The following is a 16045-nucleotide window of genomic DNA, read 5'->3' on the forward strand; positions in this document are numbered from 1 at the left end:
CCGGCCTCGGCCGTGATCAGCGCCGCGATCTCCGCCGTGCGCGAGCGCACGATGTCGGCCGCGCGGCGCAGGATCGCCGCGCGATCGTGGCGCGTGAGCGTCGGCCGGTAGGCACGCGCGACCGCTAACGCGCGGCGCACGTCGTCCAGCGTCGCCTTCGGCACGGTACCGACCAGCGAGCCGTCGTACGGGTTGCGTACGTCGATGACGGCATCGTGCCACACGCGCTGCCCGTCGATGCGCAACGCTTCGTGCCGCACGCCGGATGCGGGAACCGGCTTCAGGACCGTACTCATGTCGTCTCCGTCTTGGTGTTGCGTGATCGTGGCCACGCAATCGGGTGTCGCGGCGCGCACTAGCGCATCACGACCAGCCCTTCGTATTCGAGGCAGCGGCACAGCGTCGCCCATGCCGGCGAGTCGGGCCATTCACGCGCGCCTGCGTCGATGCGGATCGGTCGCCCGAACTCGCGCGACGCACACGCCAGCAGCGTGTGCGCGATACCGCTGCGCCGGTAGGCGGGTTCGACGTACAGCCGCGTGAGCGACGGCGATCGCGCGGCACCGCCGCCGTCGTCGATGCCGAGTTCGCCGATCGCCTGGTCGTCGCGATACGCGACCGCCGTCGCGCGTGCGTCGTCGAACACGATGCGAATCACGCGCTCGCAGCGATCCCTGAACACGACGACGTGCATGGCGCCCCTCCTTCGCGTCACGATGCCGGCGAACGCGATGCGCGCACGCCCTCCTGCGCCCGCGTACCGGGGAGTTATCCGGATCGTCCAGGGGCGACGAGTTGAGTATCGTCTTGCCACGTCGGCACGCAGTAGTGCCAGACGACACCTTTCATTGAGTCCACATCCGCGGCGCGACGCGCGTATTCTCGCGACACCGCGCCTCTCGCGGGCCTGCGCCCCCACCGCGCGCACCGCCTCGCGTTTCCCGTACCGATCACAGGAGGAAGCATGCCGAGTCGTACCCCGACCGCCTTATGGGCCCAGCAGTTCCGGCGGTCGTCGGCGTCGAGCCTGCAGGACCAGATCCGGCGCATGCTGGTGGCCGCGATCCTCGACGGCCAGCTCGCGCCCGATGCCGCGCTGCCGTCGAGCCGCGAGCTCGCCGACCAGCTCGGCGTCGCGCGCAACACCGTCGTGCTCGCGTACCAGATGCTCGTCGAAGAGGGCTACCTGATCTCGCGCGAACGCAGCGGGCACTTCGTGAACCCTAAGATGCTCGAAGGCGTGCCCGGCTTCGCAACCGCCAGGCCCGGCGAGAAGCCGCACGACAACGACATGCCGGACCGTCCCGCGTGGGAGAAGCGCATCGCGCATCCGCCGTCGAGGCAGCGCAACATCGTGAAGCCCGCGAACTGGCAGCACTATGAGTTCCCGTTCATCTACGGGCAGTTCGACCAGTCGCTGTTCCCGACCAACGACTGGCGCGAATGCTGCCTGAAGGCGCTGTCGGTGATGGAGATCCGCAACTGGGCGCCCGACCTGATCGAGCGCGACGACGAATCGCTGATCCAGCAGATCCGCACGCGCGTGCTGCCGCGACGCGGCGTGTTCGCGATGCCCGACGAGATCGTCGTCACGAACGGCTGCCAGCAGGCGCTGTACCTGATCGCGGACCTGCTGTGCGGCAAGCACACGACGGTCGGCTTCGAGAACCCCGGTTATCCCGACGCGCGCAACATTTTCGAGAACCGCAACGCACGGCTGCTGCCGCTGCCCGTCGACGGCCACGGGATCGCGCCCGATGCGCTCGGCGACACGCTGTCGCGCTGCGACTACGTGTACGTGACGCCGAGCCACCAGTGCCCGACCACCGTGACGATGCCGGTCGAGCGCCGCCGCGCGCTGCTCGATTGCGCGCAGCAGCACGACTTCGTGATCATCGAGGACGACTACGAGAGCGAGAACACGTTCTCCGGCACGCCGCATCCGGCGCTGAAGAGCCTCGATACGGCCGACCGCGTGATCTACGTCGGCAGCCTGTCGAAGACGTTCGCGCCGGGCCTGCGGCTCGGCTACGTGGTCGGGCCGCGCGAGCTGATCCGCGAGTTGCGCGCGCTGCGGCGGCTGATGGTCCGCCATCCGGTCGCGTACATCCAGCGCGCGTTCGCGACCTTTCTCGCGCTCGGCCATCACGACGCGCTGCTGCGCCGGCTTGCCCATGCGTACAGCGAGCGCTCGCAGGCGCTGATGGCCGCGCTCGATGCGCATCTGCCGGAAGCGCGCTACGTGCCCGTGACGGGTGGCGCGTCGTGCTGGGTCGAGGGGCCGCCGTGGCTCGACGCCACGCGCCTCGCGACCGACGCGCAGGAAGCCGGCATCCTCATCGAGCCAGGGAACGTGTTCTTCATGGACGACGCGGGCGACGCGCGCCGCTGCTTCCGGATGGGCTTCTCCGCGATTCCGCTCGAGCGGATCGAGCCCGGCGTGCGGGCGCTGGCGGAATGCATGCGGTTGCAAAAGCCGGGCGCCTGACCGGATGCGGACAGGTGTCGCGCAACGGATCGCGCGACGTCCCGCTCTCATCGACCACAATCACTCATCCGGCAACGATCTCGACTTTCGTTGCGCCGGAAGCATGACATCGGTGCCGCGCGCGTCGCTCCCATGCGACGCGCACGGATGCCCGTCGTAACGATCGATCGCGCTACCCGGAAGGACACGCCTGCGGGCCTCCGTTCAAGTACCCGCCGCCTTCACGCACGCAACACGCATCGACTCGATCGGCACGTTGTTGCCCGCGTTGTCGCAGGGCACTGCGTTCGCCACTCGCGCTCCGAATCCGTTTCACCCGCCGATACCACGCCGCTGCCCGTCATCGTTTCCATTCGTTTAGTAAATCTAATAAAAACATTACAAATCCGTTATTCGGATTGACAGCGAATTCATACGAATCCTAGTGTTACGACGCAACAAGACGGCAACAACCCACAGCGATTCCGGGATTCGATCGTCGGGATCGTCAAGGCAAAAAATGCATCTCCAACTGGAGGGGGCGATCATGAATCGATTCACGACGCTTGCGGCGTTGCTCGCCGCGGCGTGCGCGTTGAGCGGGTGCGGTGGCGGTGACGGCAGCGACGGAACAGCGGCGTCGATACTGGCCGCGCATCCGGCGGAATCCTCGGCCGATGCGGCCGACACGACGAATCTCGACGACAACCGCGGCCTGTCGCTGACGCAGTATGTCGACCCGCTGATCGGCACACTCGCGAGCAATTCGCCGAACCCGGTGCCGGCGGGACAGGCCGGCAGCGTCGTGCCGGCCGCCGGGCTGCCGTCGGGCATGGTGCAATGGGCGCCCGACACCAACACCACGCCGGCGCCGAACGACAGCCAGGAACCGAACTCGCCCGCCGGCTACTACTACGACATTCATTCGATCCAGGGTTTCAGCGTCACGCACATGCCGGGCGCCGGCTGCAGCGGCAACAACGGCGAATTCCCGGTCATGCCGACCACCGACGCGACGCAGCTCGCACCGACCTTCAGTCATGCGAACGAAACGGCACGCCCGGGCTACTATTCGGTCCTGCTCGATTCGCAGATCAAGGTGGAACTGACCGCCACCCTGCGCACCGGCTTCGGCCGGTTCACCTACCCGGCCGGCCAACCCGCGCTGCTGGTGCTCGACGCGACGCGCACCAATACCAAGACCTCGACCACCGGCGCGATCACGCAGGTTTCCGGCAGCGCGATCTCCGGCAGCACGATCGGCGGCGGCTTCTGCGGCAACTCGGTGCCGGTACCCGTCTACTTCTATGCCGCGTTCGACCAGGCCTTCACGTCGGCGTCGATTTCGCACGGCGTGGCGCAACTCGGCTTCCGCCCCGGCCAGGCGGTCGGGATGAAGATCGGCATTTCGTACGTCAGCGTCGCCAACGCAAAGGCCAACCTCGACGCGGAAAATCGCGGCTGGGATTTCGAAGGCGTGCGCACGCAGGCGGACCGCACGTGGAACGACCGCCTCAACGCGATCCGCGTGGCGGGCGGCACGCTCGACGCGAAGAAGAAGTTCTACACGGCGCTCTATCACGCGCTGTGGGCGCCCAGTACCTTCAGCGACGTGAACGGCCAGTACATCGGCTTCGACAACACCGTGCACCAGGTCGCCAAAGGCCAGAAGGCGCAGTATTCGTCGTTCTCGGGCTGGGACATCTACCGCTCGCTGATCCAGCTCAAGTCGATCCTCAACCCGTCCGAGACCAGCGACATGATCCAGTCGCTGGTCAACGACGCCGATCAGTGCGGCGCGATTCCGCACTGGGTCAACGACAACGTCGAGGACGGCGTGATGCCGGGCGATGCCGGCTCGCTGATCGTCGCGAGCGCCCATGCCTTCGGCGCACGGCGCTTCGATACCCGGTCCGCGCTGCAGCACATGGTGAAGATGGCGAACATCCCCGGCACCGCCTGCAACAACGTGACCACCAACGGCGGCCGCGCGAGCTACCTGCAGGGCGGCTACATCACCGGCGGCGAGTGGGGACAGGCTTCGTCGACGCTCGAATACACGAGCAGCGACTTCGCGATCTCGCGCTTTGCCGGCGCACTCGGCGATACCGCCACGCAGCGCATGCTGTTGAGCCGCTCGGCGTACTGGCAGAACCTGCTCAATACGGCGCTGACGCCGCCGCTGATCGCGGCGCGGCAATCGAACGGCGCATGGATACCCGAAACGCCGAGCAGCGGCGACAACTACGTGGAGGGCAACGCCGAACAGTACACGTGGATGGTGCCGTACAACGCGGCCGGCCTGTTCGCGCAACTGGGCGGCAATACAGCCGTGACGTCGCGGCTCGACCAGTTCTTCACGGTGCTCAATGCCGGCCTGAGCCTGCCGAATTTCTACATGGGCAACGAGCCGACCTTCGAGGTGCCGTGGCTCTACAACTGGGCCGCGCAACCGTCGGGCACGCAACGCGTGGTGCAGCAGATCATGGGCAGCGCGTTCGGCACCGGCCCCGACGGCCTGCCGGGCAACGACGACCTCGGCGCCGTGTCGGGCTGGTATGTGTGGGGCGCGCTGGGCCTGTACCCGCAGATTCCCGGCGTGGCGGGCCTGGCGATCGGCAGCCCGCAGTTCCCGCAGATCGACGTGCGGCTCGGCAACGGCCACACCTGGCGGATCCGCGCCGCAGGCGCGCCGGCCTCGAGCTATGTGCAGTCGCTGTCGATCAACGGCCGCGCCCACCCTGCCGCATGGGTCGCGTACGACGACATCGCCAACGGCGCGACGCTGCACTTCGCGATGGGCAGTGCGCCGTCGCAATGGGGCGCGCAGACGCAGCCGCCGTCGTTCGGCGTGCCGGTGGCGGTCAACGCGGCCGACAGCTACAACAACCGCGGCTTCAGCGTGGATGGCGCGACCAATACCGACGGCCAGGGCGCGGACTTCGACGGCAGCCTGTTCAGCTACTCGATCAATGCGCTGGGCGCGGCGGGCGTGCAGCCGGGCAAGCCGTTCGCGGTGGCCGGCGCCAGCGTGACGGTGGCGGGCGGGCCGCTCTCGCTCGACAACACCGTGACCGTCGGCCAGACCGTGATGCTGCCGCCGGGGTCGGCCGGCACCGGCGTCGTGGTGCTCGGTTCGGCCAACAACGGCCCGAGCAGCGGCACCGCGCAGCTGAACTTCGCGGACGGGTCGAGTCAGGCCGTCACACTGGCCTTCGACGACTGGACGCTGAACGGCGGCAGTGCGAGCCCGAACTCGACGGTGGCCGTTACGATGACCTACCGCAATGCCGGCAACGGTCAGCAGGACAACGTCAAGACCTACATCTTCGCGCAGAAGATTCCGGTGCCGCCCGGCAAGGCAGTGACGAGCATCGTGCTGCCGCGGCAGGTCAGCGCCGGCAAGATGCACGTGTTCGGCATCGGCATGACGGCTTCCTGATGCCCGCCTGACCCACGGGGGCGCATCGCACGCGACGATGCGCCCCCGGCTCCTCCTGCTTGCCCGCGTCGCGCGACGTGAAAACCGCCGGTTCGAAGCGGGTTCACTCCCGATGCCGGTCGAATCCCCCTTCCGTCACCGTCCGCGTACACCACGCGCTCCGACCTGATTCGCCGTCGCGTCATGCGAGACGGCACGAAATCGGATCAAGCTGCGCGTCCCGCCTCGTCGGGAAGGCCATGAACGGGCGAACGTGCCCCGCGTCCGCCGCTGGCCCAACCGAAACCCCCGAACTGGCGCTACCGCCAAAAACGAGCGCTCACTAACGTGTCGATACCGCGTGCCGCATGCGCGCCAGCGCCTTGCACACCGCCCACCATTCGACAGGAGACACGTTATGTCCGACACGCTCACCGCCCCCGCCACGGCCGCCACGCTCGCGGCGTTTTCCGACGCCTTCAACCGGCACGACGCCAATGCGCTGATGGGCTTCATGACCGAGGACTGCGTGTTCGACGCGGCCGGCGGCCCCGACATCCACGGTACGCGCTTTGTCGGTCGCGACGCCGTGCGCGCCGCGTTCGAGGCCGTGTTCAAGACCTTCCCCGACGCGCATTGGGGCCATGGCCGTCACTACGTCGCCAGCGAGCGCGGCGTATCCGAGTGGGTGTTCACGGGCACGCATGCCGAAGGCTGGCGCATCGAGGCCGAAGGCTGCGATCTCTTCGAATTCCGCGACGGGCTGATCGCCGTCAAGCGCGCCTTCCGCAAGGAACGGCCGAAGCAGCCGGCCTGAGCGCGCCCCTCGCGCGCCAATCACGTCACCCTGCCCGGCGCGCGTTTTGAAACGAATCGATTCATTTCATTCCACATTCCCCAACGACAGGCGGAATGGCTTGACCGGCTTTCCCCAGCAAATAGCATCTGGAACAAGACGTTCCATTAATTGAACAATCGGAGACAACCCATGAGCGAACAATCCACTTCCCTGCGTGCATCGACCAGCGGCCCGCAGGACATGACGCCGTCCGAAGCCTTCGTCGAGACCCTCGCGGCCAACGGCGTGACCGACATGTTCGGCATCATGGGCTCCGCGTTCATGGACGCGATGGACATCTTCGCGCCGGCCGGCATCCGCCTGATCCCGGTCGTGCACGAACAGGGCGCGGGCCACATGGCCGACGGTTATGCCCGCGTGTCGGGCCGCCACGGTGTCGTGATCGGCCAGAACGGCCCCGGCATCAGCAACTGCGTGACGGCCATCGCGGCCGCTTACTGGGCGCACAGCCCGGTCGTGATCGTCACGCCCGAAGCCGGCACGATGGGCATCGGCCTCGGCGGCTTCCAGGAAGCGAACCAGTTGCCGATGTTCCAGGAATTCACGAAGTACCAGGGCCACGTCACGCACCCGGCGCGGATGGCCGAATTCACCGCGCGCTGCTTCGACCGCGCGCAGGCCGAGATGGGCCCGACGCAGTTGAACATCCCGCGCGACTACTTCTACGGCAAGGTGAAGGTCGAGATCCCGCAACCGCGCCGGCTCGATCGCGGCGCCGGCGGCGAACAGAGCCTCGACGATGCGGCCGAACTGATCGCGCAGGCGAAGTTCCCGGTGATCATCTCGGGCGGCGGCGTCGTGATGGCCGACGCGATCGAGGAATGCAAGGCGCTCGCCGAGCGGCTCGGCGCGCCGGTCGTCAACAGCTACCTGCACAACGATTCGTTCCCGGCGAACCACCCGCTGTGGTGCGGCCCGCTCGGCTACCAGGGCTCGAAGGCCGCGATGAAGCTGCTGTCGCGCGCCGACGTCGTGATCGCGCTCGGCTCGCGCCTCGGGCCGTTCGGCACGCTGCCGCAGCACGGGATGGATTACTGGCCGAAGGACGCGAAGATTATCCAGATCGACGCGGACCACAAGATGCTCGGCCTCGTGAAGAAGATCTCGGTCGGCATCTGCGGCGACGCGAAGGCCGCGGCCGTCGCACTCACGCAGCGCCTCGAAGGCCGCACGCTCGCGAGCGACGGCTCGCGCGGCGACCGCGCCGACCAGATCGCGACCGAAAAGGCCGCATGGGAAAAGGAACTCGACGACTGGACGCACGAGCGCGACGCGTACAGCCTCGACATGATCGACGAGCAGAAGAACGAACAGACCTTCAACGGCGGCCGCTACCTGCATCCGCGCCAGGTGCTGCGCGAGCTTGAAAAAGCGATGCCCGAGGACGTGATGGTGTCGACCGACATCGGCAACATCAACTCGGTCGCGAACAGCTACCTGCGCTTCAACAAGCCGCGCAGCTTCTTCGCGGCGATGAGCTGGGGCAATTGCGGTTACGCGTTCCCGACCATCATCGGCGCGAAGGTCGCCGCACCGCACCGCCCGGCCGTGTCGTATGCGGGCGACGGCGCGTGGGGCATGAGCCTGATGGAGACGATGACCTGCGTGCGCCACAACATCCCGGTCACGGCCGTCGTGTTCCACAACCGCCAGTGGGGCGCGGAGAAGAAGAACCAGGTCGACTTCTATAACCGACGCTTCGTCGCCGGTGAACTCGACAACCAGAGCTTCGCGGCGATCGCGCGGGCGATGGGCGCCGAAGGCATTACGGTCGACCGTCTGGAGGATGTCGGCCCCGCGCTCAAGCGCGCGATCGACATGCAGATGAACGAAGGCAAGACGACCATCATCGAGATCATGTGCACGCGCGAGCTCGGCGATCCGTTCCGCCGCGATGCGCTGTCGAAGCCGGTGCGCATGCTCGACAAGTACAAGGACTACGTGTGATGCCGCGTCGCTGACGCAAGCGCTTCCGGCCGTGCCCTTCCCGCACGGCCGGCCCCCGGCCGGACGCCGTGCCCCGTGCGGGCCGCCGCATCCGGCCTTTTTTACTTCGAATTCCCGATGAAAGCCCTCGACCGCATTCTCGAATCCGCGCGCCGCCAGCCGATGCGCATCGCGCTGTGCGAAGCCGGCGATCCGCGTGTCCTGCAAGCCGCCGCACGCGCGACGCGCGACGGCATCGCCCGCATCGTGCTCGTCGGCGACCGTGCGGCCATCCACGCGGCGGCCGCGCGCGACGCGATCGACCTCGACGGCATGACGCTCGTCGATCCGGCCACCGCGCCGCAACGCGATGCGTATGCCGACGCGCTGCATGCGCTGCGCGCCAAAAAAGGCATGACCGCCGACGCGGCACGCGACGCAGTGCGCGACCCGTTGACCTGCGCGAACCTGATGGTACGGCTCGGCGACGCGGACGGTTCGGTCGCGGGCGCCGTGCATGCGACCGCCGACGTCGTGCGCGCGGCGATCCAGCTGATCGGCGTCGATCCGGCGTTCCGGATCGTGTCGAGCTTCTTCCTGATGATGCTGTGCGAGCCGTTCCATACGATCAAGGGCGGGCTGATCTTCTCCGACTGCGCGCTCGTCGTCGATCCGGATGCCGACCAGCTCGCCGAGATCGCGATGGCCGCCGCCGACAGCGCGCACGCGCTGCTCGGCGAGGCGCCGCGCGTCGCGATGCTGTCGTTCTCGACGAGCGGCAGCGCGCATCATGCGGCCGTCGACAAGGTGACGGCCGCGACGGCGCGCGTGCGCGCACTGCGCCCCGCCCTCGCGATCGACGGCGACGTGCAGCTCGACGCGGCGATCGTCGCCGAGATCGCCGAGCGCAAGATCGCGCATTCGCAGGTAGGCGGCCACGCGAACGTGCTCGTGTTCCCGAGCCTCGAAGCCGGCAACATCGGCTACAAGCTCGCCGAACGGATCGGCCGCGCGAAGGCCGTCGGGCCGCTGCTGCAGGGGTTGCGCCGGCCCGCGAACGACCTGTCGCGCGGCTGCGGCGCCGACGACGTGTATCGCGTGATCGCGGCGACCACCGTGCAGGCGCAGGCGGCCGCGCAACGCGCCGCGACCGGCGAGGCCGCGCACGCATGACGGCCGACAAACTGGCGATCCTGATCGCGGTGATCGGCGCCGGCAGCTATTTCCAGACCGTCACGGGCTTCGGCCTCGGAATGATCGTGATGGGCGTGACGAGCGGGTTCGGGCTCGCGCCGCTCGCCACCGTCGCCACGCTGATGAGCGTCGTGTCGCTCGCGAACGGTGCGACCGCGCTGCCCGGCCGGCTGCATCACATCGACTGGCGCGCGGTCGGCGCGGCGACGCTCGGCATCCTGCCGTCGGTCGTCGCCGGCGTGCTGCTGCTCGAATGCCTGAGCCGCTCGGCGGCCGACCTGCTGCAACTGATCCTCGGCGCGGTCGTGCTGTACGGCGGCCTGAGCGCGGCGCTGCGCCCGACGCCGCTCACGGCGCGTTCGGACAACCGCAGCTTCTTCGTCAGCGGCCTGTTCGGCGGGCTGCTGAGCGGGATGTTCGGCGTGTCGGGGCCGCCGCTGATCTTCCAGTTCTACCGGCAGCCCCTGACGCTCGTGCAGATCCGCTGCGCGCTGATCGTGCTGTTCACGACGACCTCGGCCACACGCGTGCTGTACAGCGCATGCGAAGGCCAGCTCGATCGCGACATCTGGCTGCTGGCCGCATTCGCGACGCCGGTCGTGATGCTGATGACGGTCGCCGGCCGCCATTACCCGCCGCCGCTGTCGCCGGTCGCGCTGCGCCGGCTCGCGTTCGGCGTGCTGATGGCGATCGGCGTCGGGCTGATCGCGACGTCGCTGCCTGCGCTGTTGCGCGGCGTGTAGTGCCGCGTGGTGCGCGCCGCATCGAACGGCCCGACGCGCGGCATCCGGCCGCGACGCGGACATGCTGCCCGCTTCACCGCCGCGCGCCGATCCAGCGCGCGATCTCGACGAGCCGTTTCATGTCGGGTGCCGACGCGAGGTCGATCGCGAGCCGGTGCCGGTAGTACGGGCCGAGATCGAGCCCGACGCCAAGCCCGAGGACTCCGACGCGGCCGGCCGCCTCCTGGCGCGCGACCACCTGTTTCAGATGGTTGTCGAGATAGAACGGATCGTTCGCGAGCGCCGTCGCGCCGTCCATCGGGCTGCCGTCCGAGATCACGACGAGGATCTTGCGCGCCTCCGGCCGCGCCGCAAGCCGCGCGCCGGCCCATTCGACCGCTTCGCCGTCGACGCCCTCACGGAACAGGTCGGCCTTGAACAGCGCGGCAATGCCCGTGCGCGCATGCCGCCAGCGCGTGTCCGCGTCCTTGAACACCAGGTGGCCGGTTTCGTTGAGCCTGCCCGGATGGCGCGGCTTGCCGCGTGCGAGCCAGTCCTGCCGCGCGCGGCCGCCGTTCCACGCGAGCGTCGTGAAACCGAGCACTTCGGTCGCGAGACCCGCGGCGTCGCCCGCGCGCGCCAGCGTGTCGACCATCAGCGCGACGCCGTCGATCCACGCCTTCATCGAACCCGAGCAGTCGATCAGGAACGTGAGCGCGCAATCGGCATGCGGCCGCACGCGTTCGAGCCGGAACAGCCGCCGTTCGGCCGGCGAGCTGACGAGCTGCGCGAGCCGGCGGCCATCGAGGCGGCCCTGCTCCTCGCCGAACGACCAGCCGTCGGCCTGCGGCACGACGAGCGCCGCGCGCAGCACGCGTGCGAGCCGCGTGACGTTGATCCGCTGCGCGGCGACCTGCGCATCGAGCCGCTCGCGGTACTCGCGCAGCAATGCCGCGCGGATCTGCGTGGCCGGCCGCCACTCGCGGTCGTAGCGCGTCGTGTACGCACGATAGATCGCGCCGCCGCCGTGCAGCACGACGCTGTCGCCCGTCTCCACCATTGCCGGCAGGTCGACGCCCGTCTCGTCGAAATCGACCCACAGCGAAAAATTCGTCAGCGCATCGTCCTGCTCGCGTGCGTCGTCCGTCTCCGTGTCGACGACAGCCGCGCGCGCGGCGCGGATCATCGACGCAATGCGTCGCGCCAGCGCCAGCGCATGTTCCGAGAATTCGCGCTGATCGTGCCGGCACCGCTTGAGCCCCGCGAGCGGCACGCCGATCTCGGGCACGATCGCCGCACGCGACGCTTCGATCAGGTCTTCCGTTTCTTCCAGCACGGGCCAGCCCGTCAGTCGCGACCATGCGATCTGCGCGACCGTGTAGACGAGGATCCCGACATGCGTATCGGCCTGCCCCGACCGATGAAACGTGCGTGACCAGGTTTCGAAGCGATGGCGCAGGTTCTGCACGATGCCTCGCATCGCGGGCGGTGCGAGCGATTCGCAGCGCAGTTGCTCGAGCATTTCGAACAGCACGCGCTCGACCGGATCGTCGCCCGACAGCGCGCGATGCAGGCCCGCGTCGGAATGCAGGATGCGCAGCGCCGCACCGTCGGCCGCGCCGCGCCACGACGCGAGATCGTCCTCGGCGGCCTGCGCGCGCACGTGCGGCGCATGGATCGGCAGCGGACGCAGGTCGCGGCACACGCGGCCCGCGCGGTAATGCAGCGCCGCGTCGCGCGTCAGCGCACGCACGGTCGACGCGCCGAGCGCCTCGCGCACCGACGCGCGGCGCGCCGCCTCCCGATCGGCGCTCACCGCCCCGCTCCGGGCTCGCCGCCGGCGCGCGACGCGACCGCCAGTTCCTCGCCGAAACAGCGCTGGTAATACTCGGCGACGACCGGCCGCTCGGCGTCGTCGCACTTGTTCAGGAACGTGAGCCGGAACGCGAGCGCCGGATCGCGGAAGATCTGGCAGTTCTCGGCCCAGTTGATGACCGTGCGCGGCGACATCAGCGTGGACAAATCACCGGTCGCGAAGCCGTTGCGCGTCAGCTCGGCGAGGCTCACCATCGATTCGAGCAGCGGGCGGCCGGCTTCGTCGGCGAGTTCCGGCACGCGCGCACGCACGATGCCGATCTCCTCGTCGCGCGGCAGGTAGTCGAGCGTCGCGACCACGTTCCAGCGGTCCATCTGCGCATGGTTGAGCATCTGCGTGCCGTGATAGAGCCCGTTCAGGTTGCCGAGCCCGACCGTGTTCGCGGTCGCGAACAGCCGGAACGACGGATGCGGATGGATCACGCGGTTCTGGTCGAGCAGCGTGAACTTGCCGTCGCGCTCCAGGATCCGCTGGATCACGAACATCACGTCGGGCCGCCCCGCGTCGTATTCGTCGAAGATCAGCGCGACAGGCCGCTGCAGCGCCCACGGCACGATGCCTTCCTGGAATTCGGTCACCTGCACGTCGTCGCGCACGACGATCGCATCCTTGCCGACGAGGTCGAGCCGGCTGATGTGGCCGTCGAGGTTCACGCGCACGCACGGCCAGTTCAGCCGCGCGGCGACCTGCTCGATATGCGTGGACTTGCCGGTGCCGTGCATTCCCTGCACGAGCACGCGGCGGTTGCGCGCGAAGCCCGCGAGGATCGCGAGCGTCACGTCCGGGTTGAAGCGGTACGCGTCGTCGACATCGGGCACGTGATCGTCGCGCGCGCTGAACGCCGGCACCATCAGGTCCGAATCGAAACCGAAGCGTTCGCGGACCGACACCATGCAGTCCGGCTTGTTCGTCACCCCATCCATTGCACTGCGCTCCTGTCTGATATTTGCGGAACGATTCGTTCCGTTGCCGAAAATGCGTGCCGGTTCGCCGCGCCCGCCGCCCCGCGCGGCCGGCCTGCCGGGCCGTTCGGTACAATGGCCGCAGTCCAGTTTCCGGAACGCCCGACATGCTGCCCGCGGATACGCCCACGCTGCGCGCCTTCGCGCTGCTCGAACATCTCGTCCAGGCCGGCGACGCCGTGTCGCTCGCCGATCTCGCGCGCAACGTCGACATCCCGAAGGCATCGCTGCACCGGATGCTCGCGTCGCTCGAAGCCGGCGGACTCGTGATCCGCGAGCCGGGCCGCAAGAACGCGTATGCAATCGGGCCGCGTCTCGCGCGGCTCGGCACCGGCGTGATGCTGCATGCGGGCGCGCGCCGGCTACGCCATGCGATCCTCGAACGGCTCGTCGCCGATCTCGGCGAAACCTGCAACCTGACCGCGCTGCACGATACGGACGTCGTTTATCTCGACCGCGTCGAGGCCGACTGGCCGCTGCGTCTCGACCTGAAGCCCGGCTCGCGCGTGCCCGCTTACTGCAGCGCCAGCGGCAAACTGCTGCTCGCGCTGCTGCCGCGCGACGAACGCGCGGCGCTGGTACGTGCGATGGCGCTGCCGCGCCACACGCCGAACACGATCTCCGACCCCGAGCTGCTCGAAGCCGAACTCGATCGCACCGCGCACAAGGGCGTCGCGATCGACAACGAGGAATTCGTCGCGGGCATCGTGTGCATCGCGGCACCGATCCTCGCCGACGACGGCACGTGCATTGCCGCCGTCGCCGTCCATGCGCCCGTGTCGCGCGCACCGCTGTCGCGGCTGCTCGACCACGTGCCGCGCCTGCAGGAAGCAGCCCGCGCGCTCGCGGACACCTTCTAGTCCGGCGCGGCCACGCTCATCCGGCGTCATGACGCGCGCTGGTAGTAGATGTTCTGCGGATGCCGCGCATCGGCGAAGAAGAACCAGCGTTCCGCGACCAGCCCCGCGTACTGGATCACGAATGCCGCGCCGAGCGCGACGGCTGCCGCGACCGACGTGGGTGCGAGCGCACCGGCCCCCGTCAGCACGAACGGCACCGCGAACGCGCCGATCAGGAAGCCGGCCTTCACCGCGCGCAGCGTACCGTTGCCCTGCCCGTGAAAGAACTCCCGCGTATTGAATGCGCTGGCCGTGAAACCGCGCGACTTCTGTTCGACCTTCTCATTGCGGATCCCCGTCGCGCTCTGCACGGTCGACTTCGGCCGCAGCCGCGCATTGCGCGCGAGCGACGCGAGCCGGGCCACGCCGCCCGCGAGCGTCAACACGCAGGCGGCCACCGCGAGCCGGCCCACCAGCGCCGGCGCGAGCCATGCGGCGCAGGCCGTCGCCAGCGTGCAGCCCGACGCGCAGCCGAGCAGCACGAAGTTCACGAGCGTCAGCGGGCTCGCCCACTCCTGCAGGAAGCGCAGGCACGCGTAGATCATCGCGGTGCACACGAACAGCGCGACGCTCGCGAGCGCACCGGCCGCACCGATCAGCAGCGTGCCGGGCCAGCCGAACAGGTGCGCCGCGCCATACGCGAACGCACATGCGAGAAACACCGGCAGCGCAATGCATTCGCGCGACAGCCACGACGTGCGCCACATCGCGATCGCGCGCCATGCGCGTTCGGGGTGGCCGAGATGGAAGAACGACGCGACCAGGCCGAGCACGCCGAGCGCGACCGACAGCGCGGCGCCGGTCACGTAGAACGACGCGGCCACGTCGACGCCGGCCAGCCGCGCCAGCGCCTCGACGATCACGAGCGTCAGCAGCAGGCCCTGTGCGGCGCCGCACAGCGTGGTGAGAAAAACGACCGAAAAGGCTGGGCGCATGGGGACTCCGTGTGGTTCTGAATGAAATGCGCGGCGCTCAGCGCGGCGTCGCCAGCGAAACGAGATCGATGTCGCCGCGCGCCGCGCGGGCCTCGAACGACTCGTCCTCATTGCGTCCGTCCGACGCGCTGCCGCATCCGCCGCTACTGCCACACGCGCACGACGCTTCGGTCTTCACGCGCGGCAGGTAATGATTCGACGGCCGCGTGTCCCATTCGGGCATCAACGTGTAGCCGCCGCGTTCGCGGATCGCGCGCGACACCTCCGATTCGGGATCGTGCACGTCGCCGAACAGCCGCGCCGAGGTCGGGCACGCGAGCACGCAGGCCGGCTTGCGGTCGCGCTCGGGCAGCGCCTCGTTGTCGATGCGGTCCGCGCACAGCGTGCACTTCGTCATCTCCTTGCGGCCTTCGTCGAGCTCGCGTGCGCCGTACGGGCACGCCCATGCGCAGTATTTGCAGCCGATGCACTTGTCGTAGTCGACCAGCACGATCCCGTCCGACTTGCGCTTGTAGCTCGCGCCGGTCGGACAGACGGGCACGCACGGCGGATCCTCGCAGTGCAGGCACGACTTCGGGAAGTGGATCGTGTTGGTCATCGGGAACACGCCGGCTTCGTATGTCTGCACGCGGTTGAAGAACGTGCCGGACGGATCGTCGTCGTACGGGCGCAGGTCGGCGAGGCTGCCGGCTTCGCCCGACGTGTTCCACTCCTTGCAACTCGTCACGCAGGCATGGCAGCCGACGCACACGTTCAGGTCGATGACGAGGGCCATCTGGGTCAT

General features: G+C 68.7%; 13 protein-coding genes. 7 read left to right on the forward strand and 6 right to left on the reverse strand.

The genetic code is table 11. The features are described from left to right. Together HWX87_RS03395 and HWX87_RS03400 are read right to left on the reverse strand one after the other, a co-directional pair. Positions 1-296: aldehyde dehydrogenase family protein (locus HWX87_RS03395; RefSeq protein ID WP_176045746.1), on the reverse strand; the 296-nt coding region annotated here is incomplete at its 3' end. 59 nt (positions 297-355) lie between these two features. After that, the gene (locus HWX87_RS03400) at positions 356-694 is read right to left on the reverse strand and encodes a GNAT family N-acetyltransferase (RefSeq protein WP_176045748.1); all 339 of its coding nucleotides are present in this window, start codon (positions 692-694) and stop codon (positions 356-358) included. Positions 695-964: 270 nt separating this feature from the next. Between HWX87_RS03400 and HWX87_RS03405 the strand changes: the two genes are divergently transcribed. From HWX87_RS03405 to HWX87_RS03430, 6 genes are all read left to right on the forward strand, one after another. Then, positions 965-2488, forward strand: a complete 1524-nt coding sequence (locus HWX87_RS03405) for a PLP-dependent aminotransferase family protein (protein WP_176045750.1) — start codon at positions 965-967, stop codon at positions 2486-2488. 526 nt (positions 2489-3014) lie between these two features. Next, positions 3015-5909: a GH92 family glycosyl hydrolase gene (locus tag HWX87_RS03410; RefSeq protein WP_244137588.1), complete on the forward strand. Its 2895-nt coding sequence runs from the start codon at positions 3015-3017 to the stop codon at positions 5907-5909. Positions 5910-6306: 397 nt separating this feature from the next. Continuing rightward, the gene (locus HWX87_RS03415; RefSeq protein ID WP_165581979.1) at positions 6307-6705 is read left to right on the forward strand and encodes a nuclear transport factor 2 family protein; all 399 of its coding nucleotides are present in this window, start codon (positions 6307-6309) and stop codon (positions 6703-6705) included. Positions 6706-6876: 171 nt separating this feature from the next. After that, a complete protein-coding gene (gene xsc, locus HWX87_RS03420; protein WP_176045753.1) occupies positions 6877-8694 on the forward strand; it encodes a sulfoacetaldehyde acetyltransferase in 1818 nt (605 codons plus the stop codon). A gap of 117 nt (positions 8695-8811) precedes the next feature. Beyond that, positions 8812-9846: a phosphate acetyltransferase gene (gene pta, locus HWX87_RS03425; RefSeq protein WP_176045754.1), complete on the forward strand. Its 1035-nt coding sequence runs from the start codon at positions 8812-8814 to the stop codon at positions 9844-9846. Beyond that, positions 9843-10610 carry a sulfite exporter TauE/SafE family protein gene (locus tag HWX87_RS03430; protein ID WP_176045756.1) on the forward strand — a complete coding sequence of 256 codons (768 nt, stop codon included), beginning with the start codon at positions 9843-9845 and terminating at the stop codon, positions 10608-10610. The genes pta and HWX87_RS03430 overlap by 4 nt, the downstream gene beginning before the upstream one ends. A gap of 73 nt (positions 10611-10683) precedes the next feature. On the opposite strand, the gene HWX87_RS03435 is transcribed toward HWX87_RS03430, so the two are convergent. Then, complete coding sequence (locus tag HWX87_RS03435; RefSeq protein WP_176045758.1) at positions 10684-12405, reverse strand: cobalt chelatase; 1722 nt, start codon at positions 12403-12405, stop codon at positions 10684-10686. Then, complete coding sequence (locus HWX87_RS03440; RefSeq protein ID WP_176045759.1) at positions 12402-13388, reverse strand: AAA family ATPase; 987 nt, start codon at positions 13386-13388, stop codon at positions 12402-12404. The genes HWX87_RS03435 and HWX87_RS03440 overlap by 4 nt, the downstream gene beginning before the upstream one ends. Before the next feature lie 146 nt (positions 13389-13534). Between HWX87_RS03440 and HWX87_RS03445 the strand changes: the two genes are divergently transcribed. Next, complete coding sequence (locus HWX87_RS03445) at positions 13535-14287, forward strand: IclR family transcriptional regulator (RefSeq protein ID WP_176045761.1); 753 nt, start codon at positions 13535-13537, stop codon at positions 14285-14287. A gap of 26 nt (positions 14288-14313) precedes the next feature. Here the strand turns inward: HWX87_RS03445 and HWX87_RS03450 are convergent, their stop codons facing one another. Both HWX87_RS03450 and HWX87_RS03455 read right to left on the reverse strand, forming a co-directional pair. After that, positions 14314-15261 (reverse strand): DmsC/YnfH family molybdoenzyme membrane anchor subunit, encoded by a 948-nt coding sequence (locus HWX87_RS03450; RefSeq protein ID WP_176045762.1) that lies wholly within the window; start codon positions 15259-15261, stop codon positions 14314-14316. Positions 15262-15298: 37 nt separating this feature from the next. Beyond that, positions 15299-16045, reverse strand: a complete 747-nt coding sequence (locus HWX87_RS03455) for a 4Fe-4S dicluster domain-containing protein (RefSeq protein WP_176045764.1) — start codon at positions 16043-16045, stop codon at positions 15299-15301.

The sequence above is a fragment of the Burkholderia sp. BCC1644 genome (assembly GCF_902833225.1).
Classification (GTDB): domain Bacteria; phylum Pseudomonadota; class Gammaproteobacteria; order Burkholderiales; family Burkholderiaceae; genus Burkholderia.

Bases quoted from the DNA above. Each gene is read 5' to 3' on its own strand.
- HWX87_RS03400 (WP_176045748.1), bottom strand. From the start codon at position 694: ATGCACGTCGTCGTGTTCAGGGATCGCTGCGAGCGCGTGATTCGCATC.
- HWX87_RS03405 (WP_176045750.1), top strand. From the start codon at position 965: ATGCCGAGTCGTACCCCGACCGCCTTATGGGCCCAGCAGTTCCGGCGG.
- HWX87_RS03410 (WP_244137588.1), top strand. From the start codon at position 3,015: ATGAATCGATTCACGACGCTTGCGGCGTTGCTCGCCGCGGCGTGCGCG.
- HWX87_RS03415 (WP_165581979.1), top strand. From the start codon at position 6,307: ATGTCCGACACGCTCACCGCCCCCGCCACGGCCGCCACGCTCGCGGCG.
- xsc (WP_176045753.1), top strand. From the start codon at position 6,877: ATGAGCGAACAATCCACTTCCCTGCGTGCATCGACCAGCGGCCCGCAG.
- pta (WP_176045754.1), top strand. From the start codon at position 8,812: ATGAAAGCCCTCGACCGCATTCTCGAATCCGCGCGCCGCCAGCCGATG.
- HWX87_RS03430 (WP_176045756.1), top strand. From the start codon at position 9,843: ATGACGGCCGACAAACTGGCGATCCTGATCGCGGTGATCGGCGCCGGC.
- HWX87_RS03440 (WP_176045759.1), bottom strand. From the start codon at position 13,388: ATGGATGGGGTGACGAACAAGCCGGACTGCATGGTGTCGGTCCGCGAA.
- HWX87_RS03445 (WP_176045761.1), top strand. From the start codon at position 13,535: ATGCTGCCCGCGGATACGCCCACGCTGCGCGCCTTCGCGCTGCTCGAA.
- HWX87_RS03450 (WP_176045762.1), bottom strand. From the start codon at position 15,261: ATGCGCCCAGCCTTTTCGGTCGTTTTTCTCACCACGCTGTGCGGCGCC.
- HWX87_RS03455 (WP_176045764.1), bottom strand. From the start codon at position 16,045: ATGACCCAGATGGCCCTCGTCATCGACCTGAACGTGTGCGTCGGCTGC.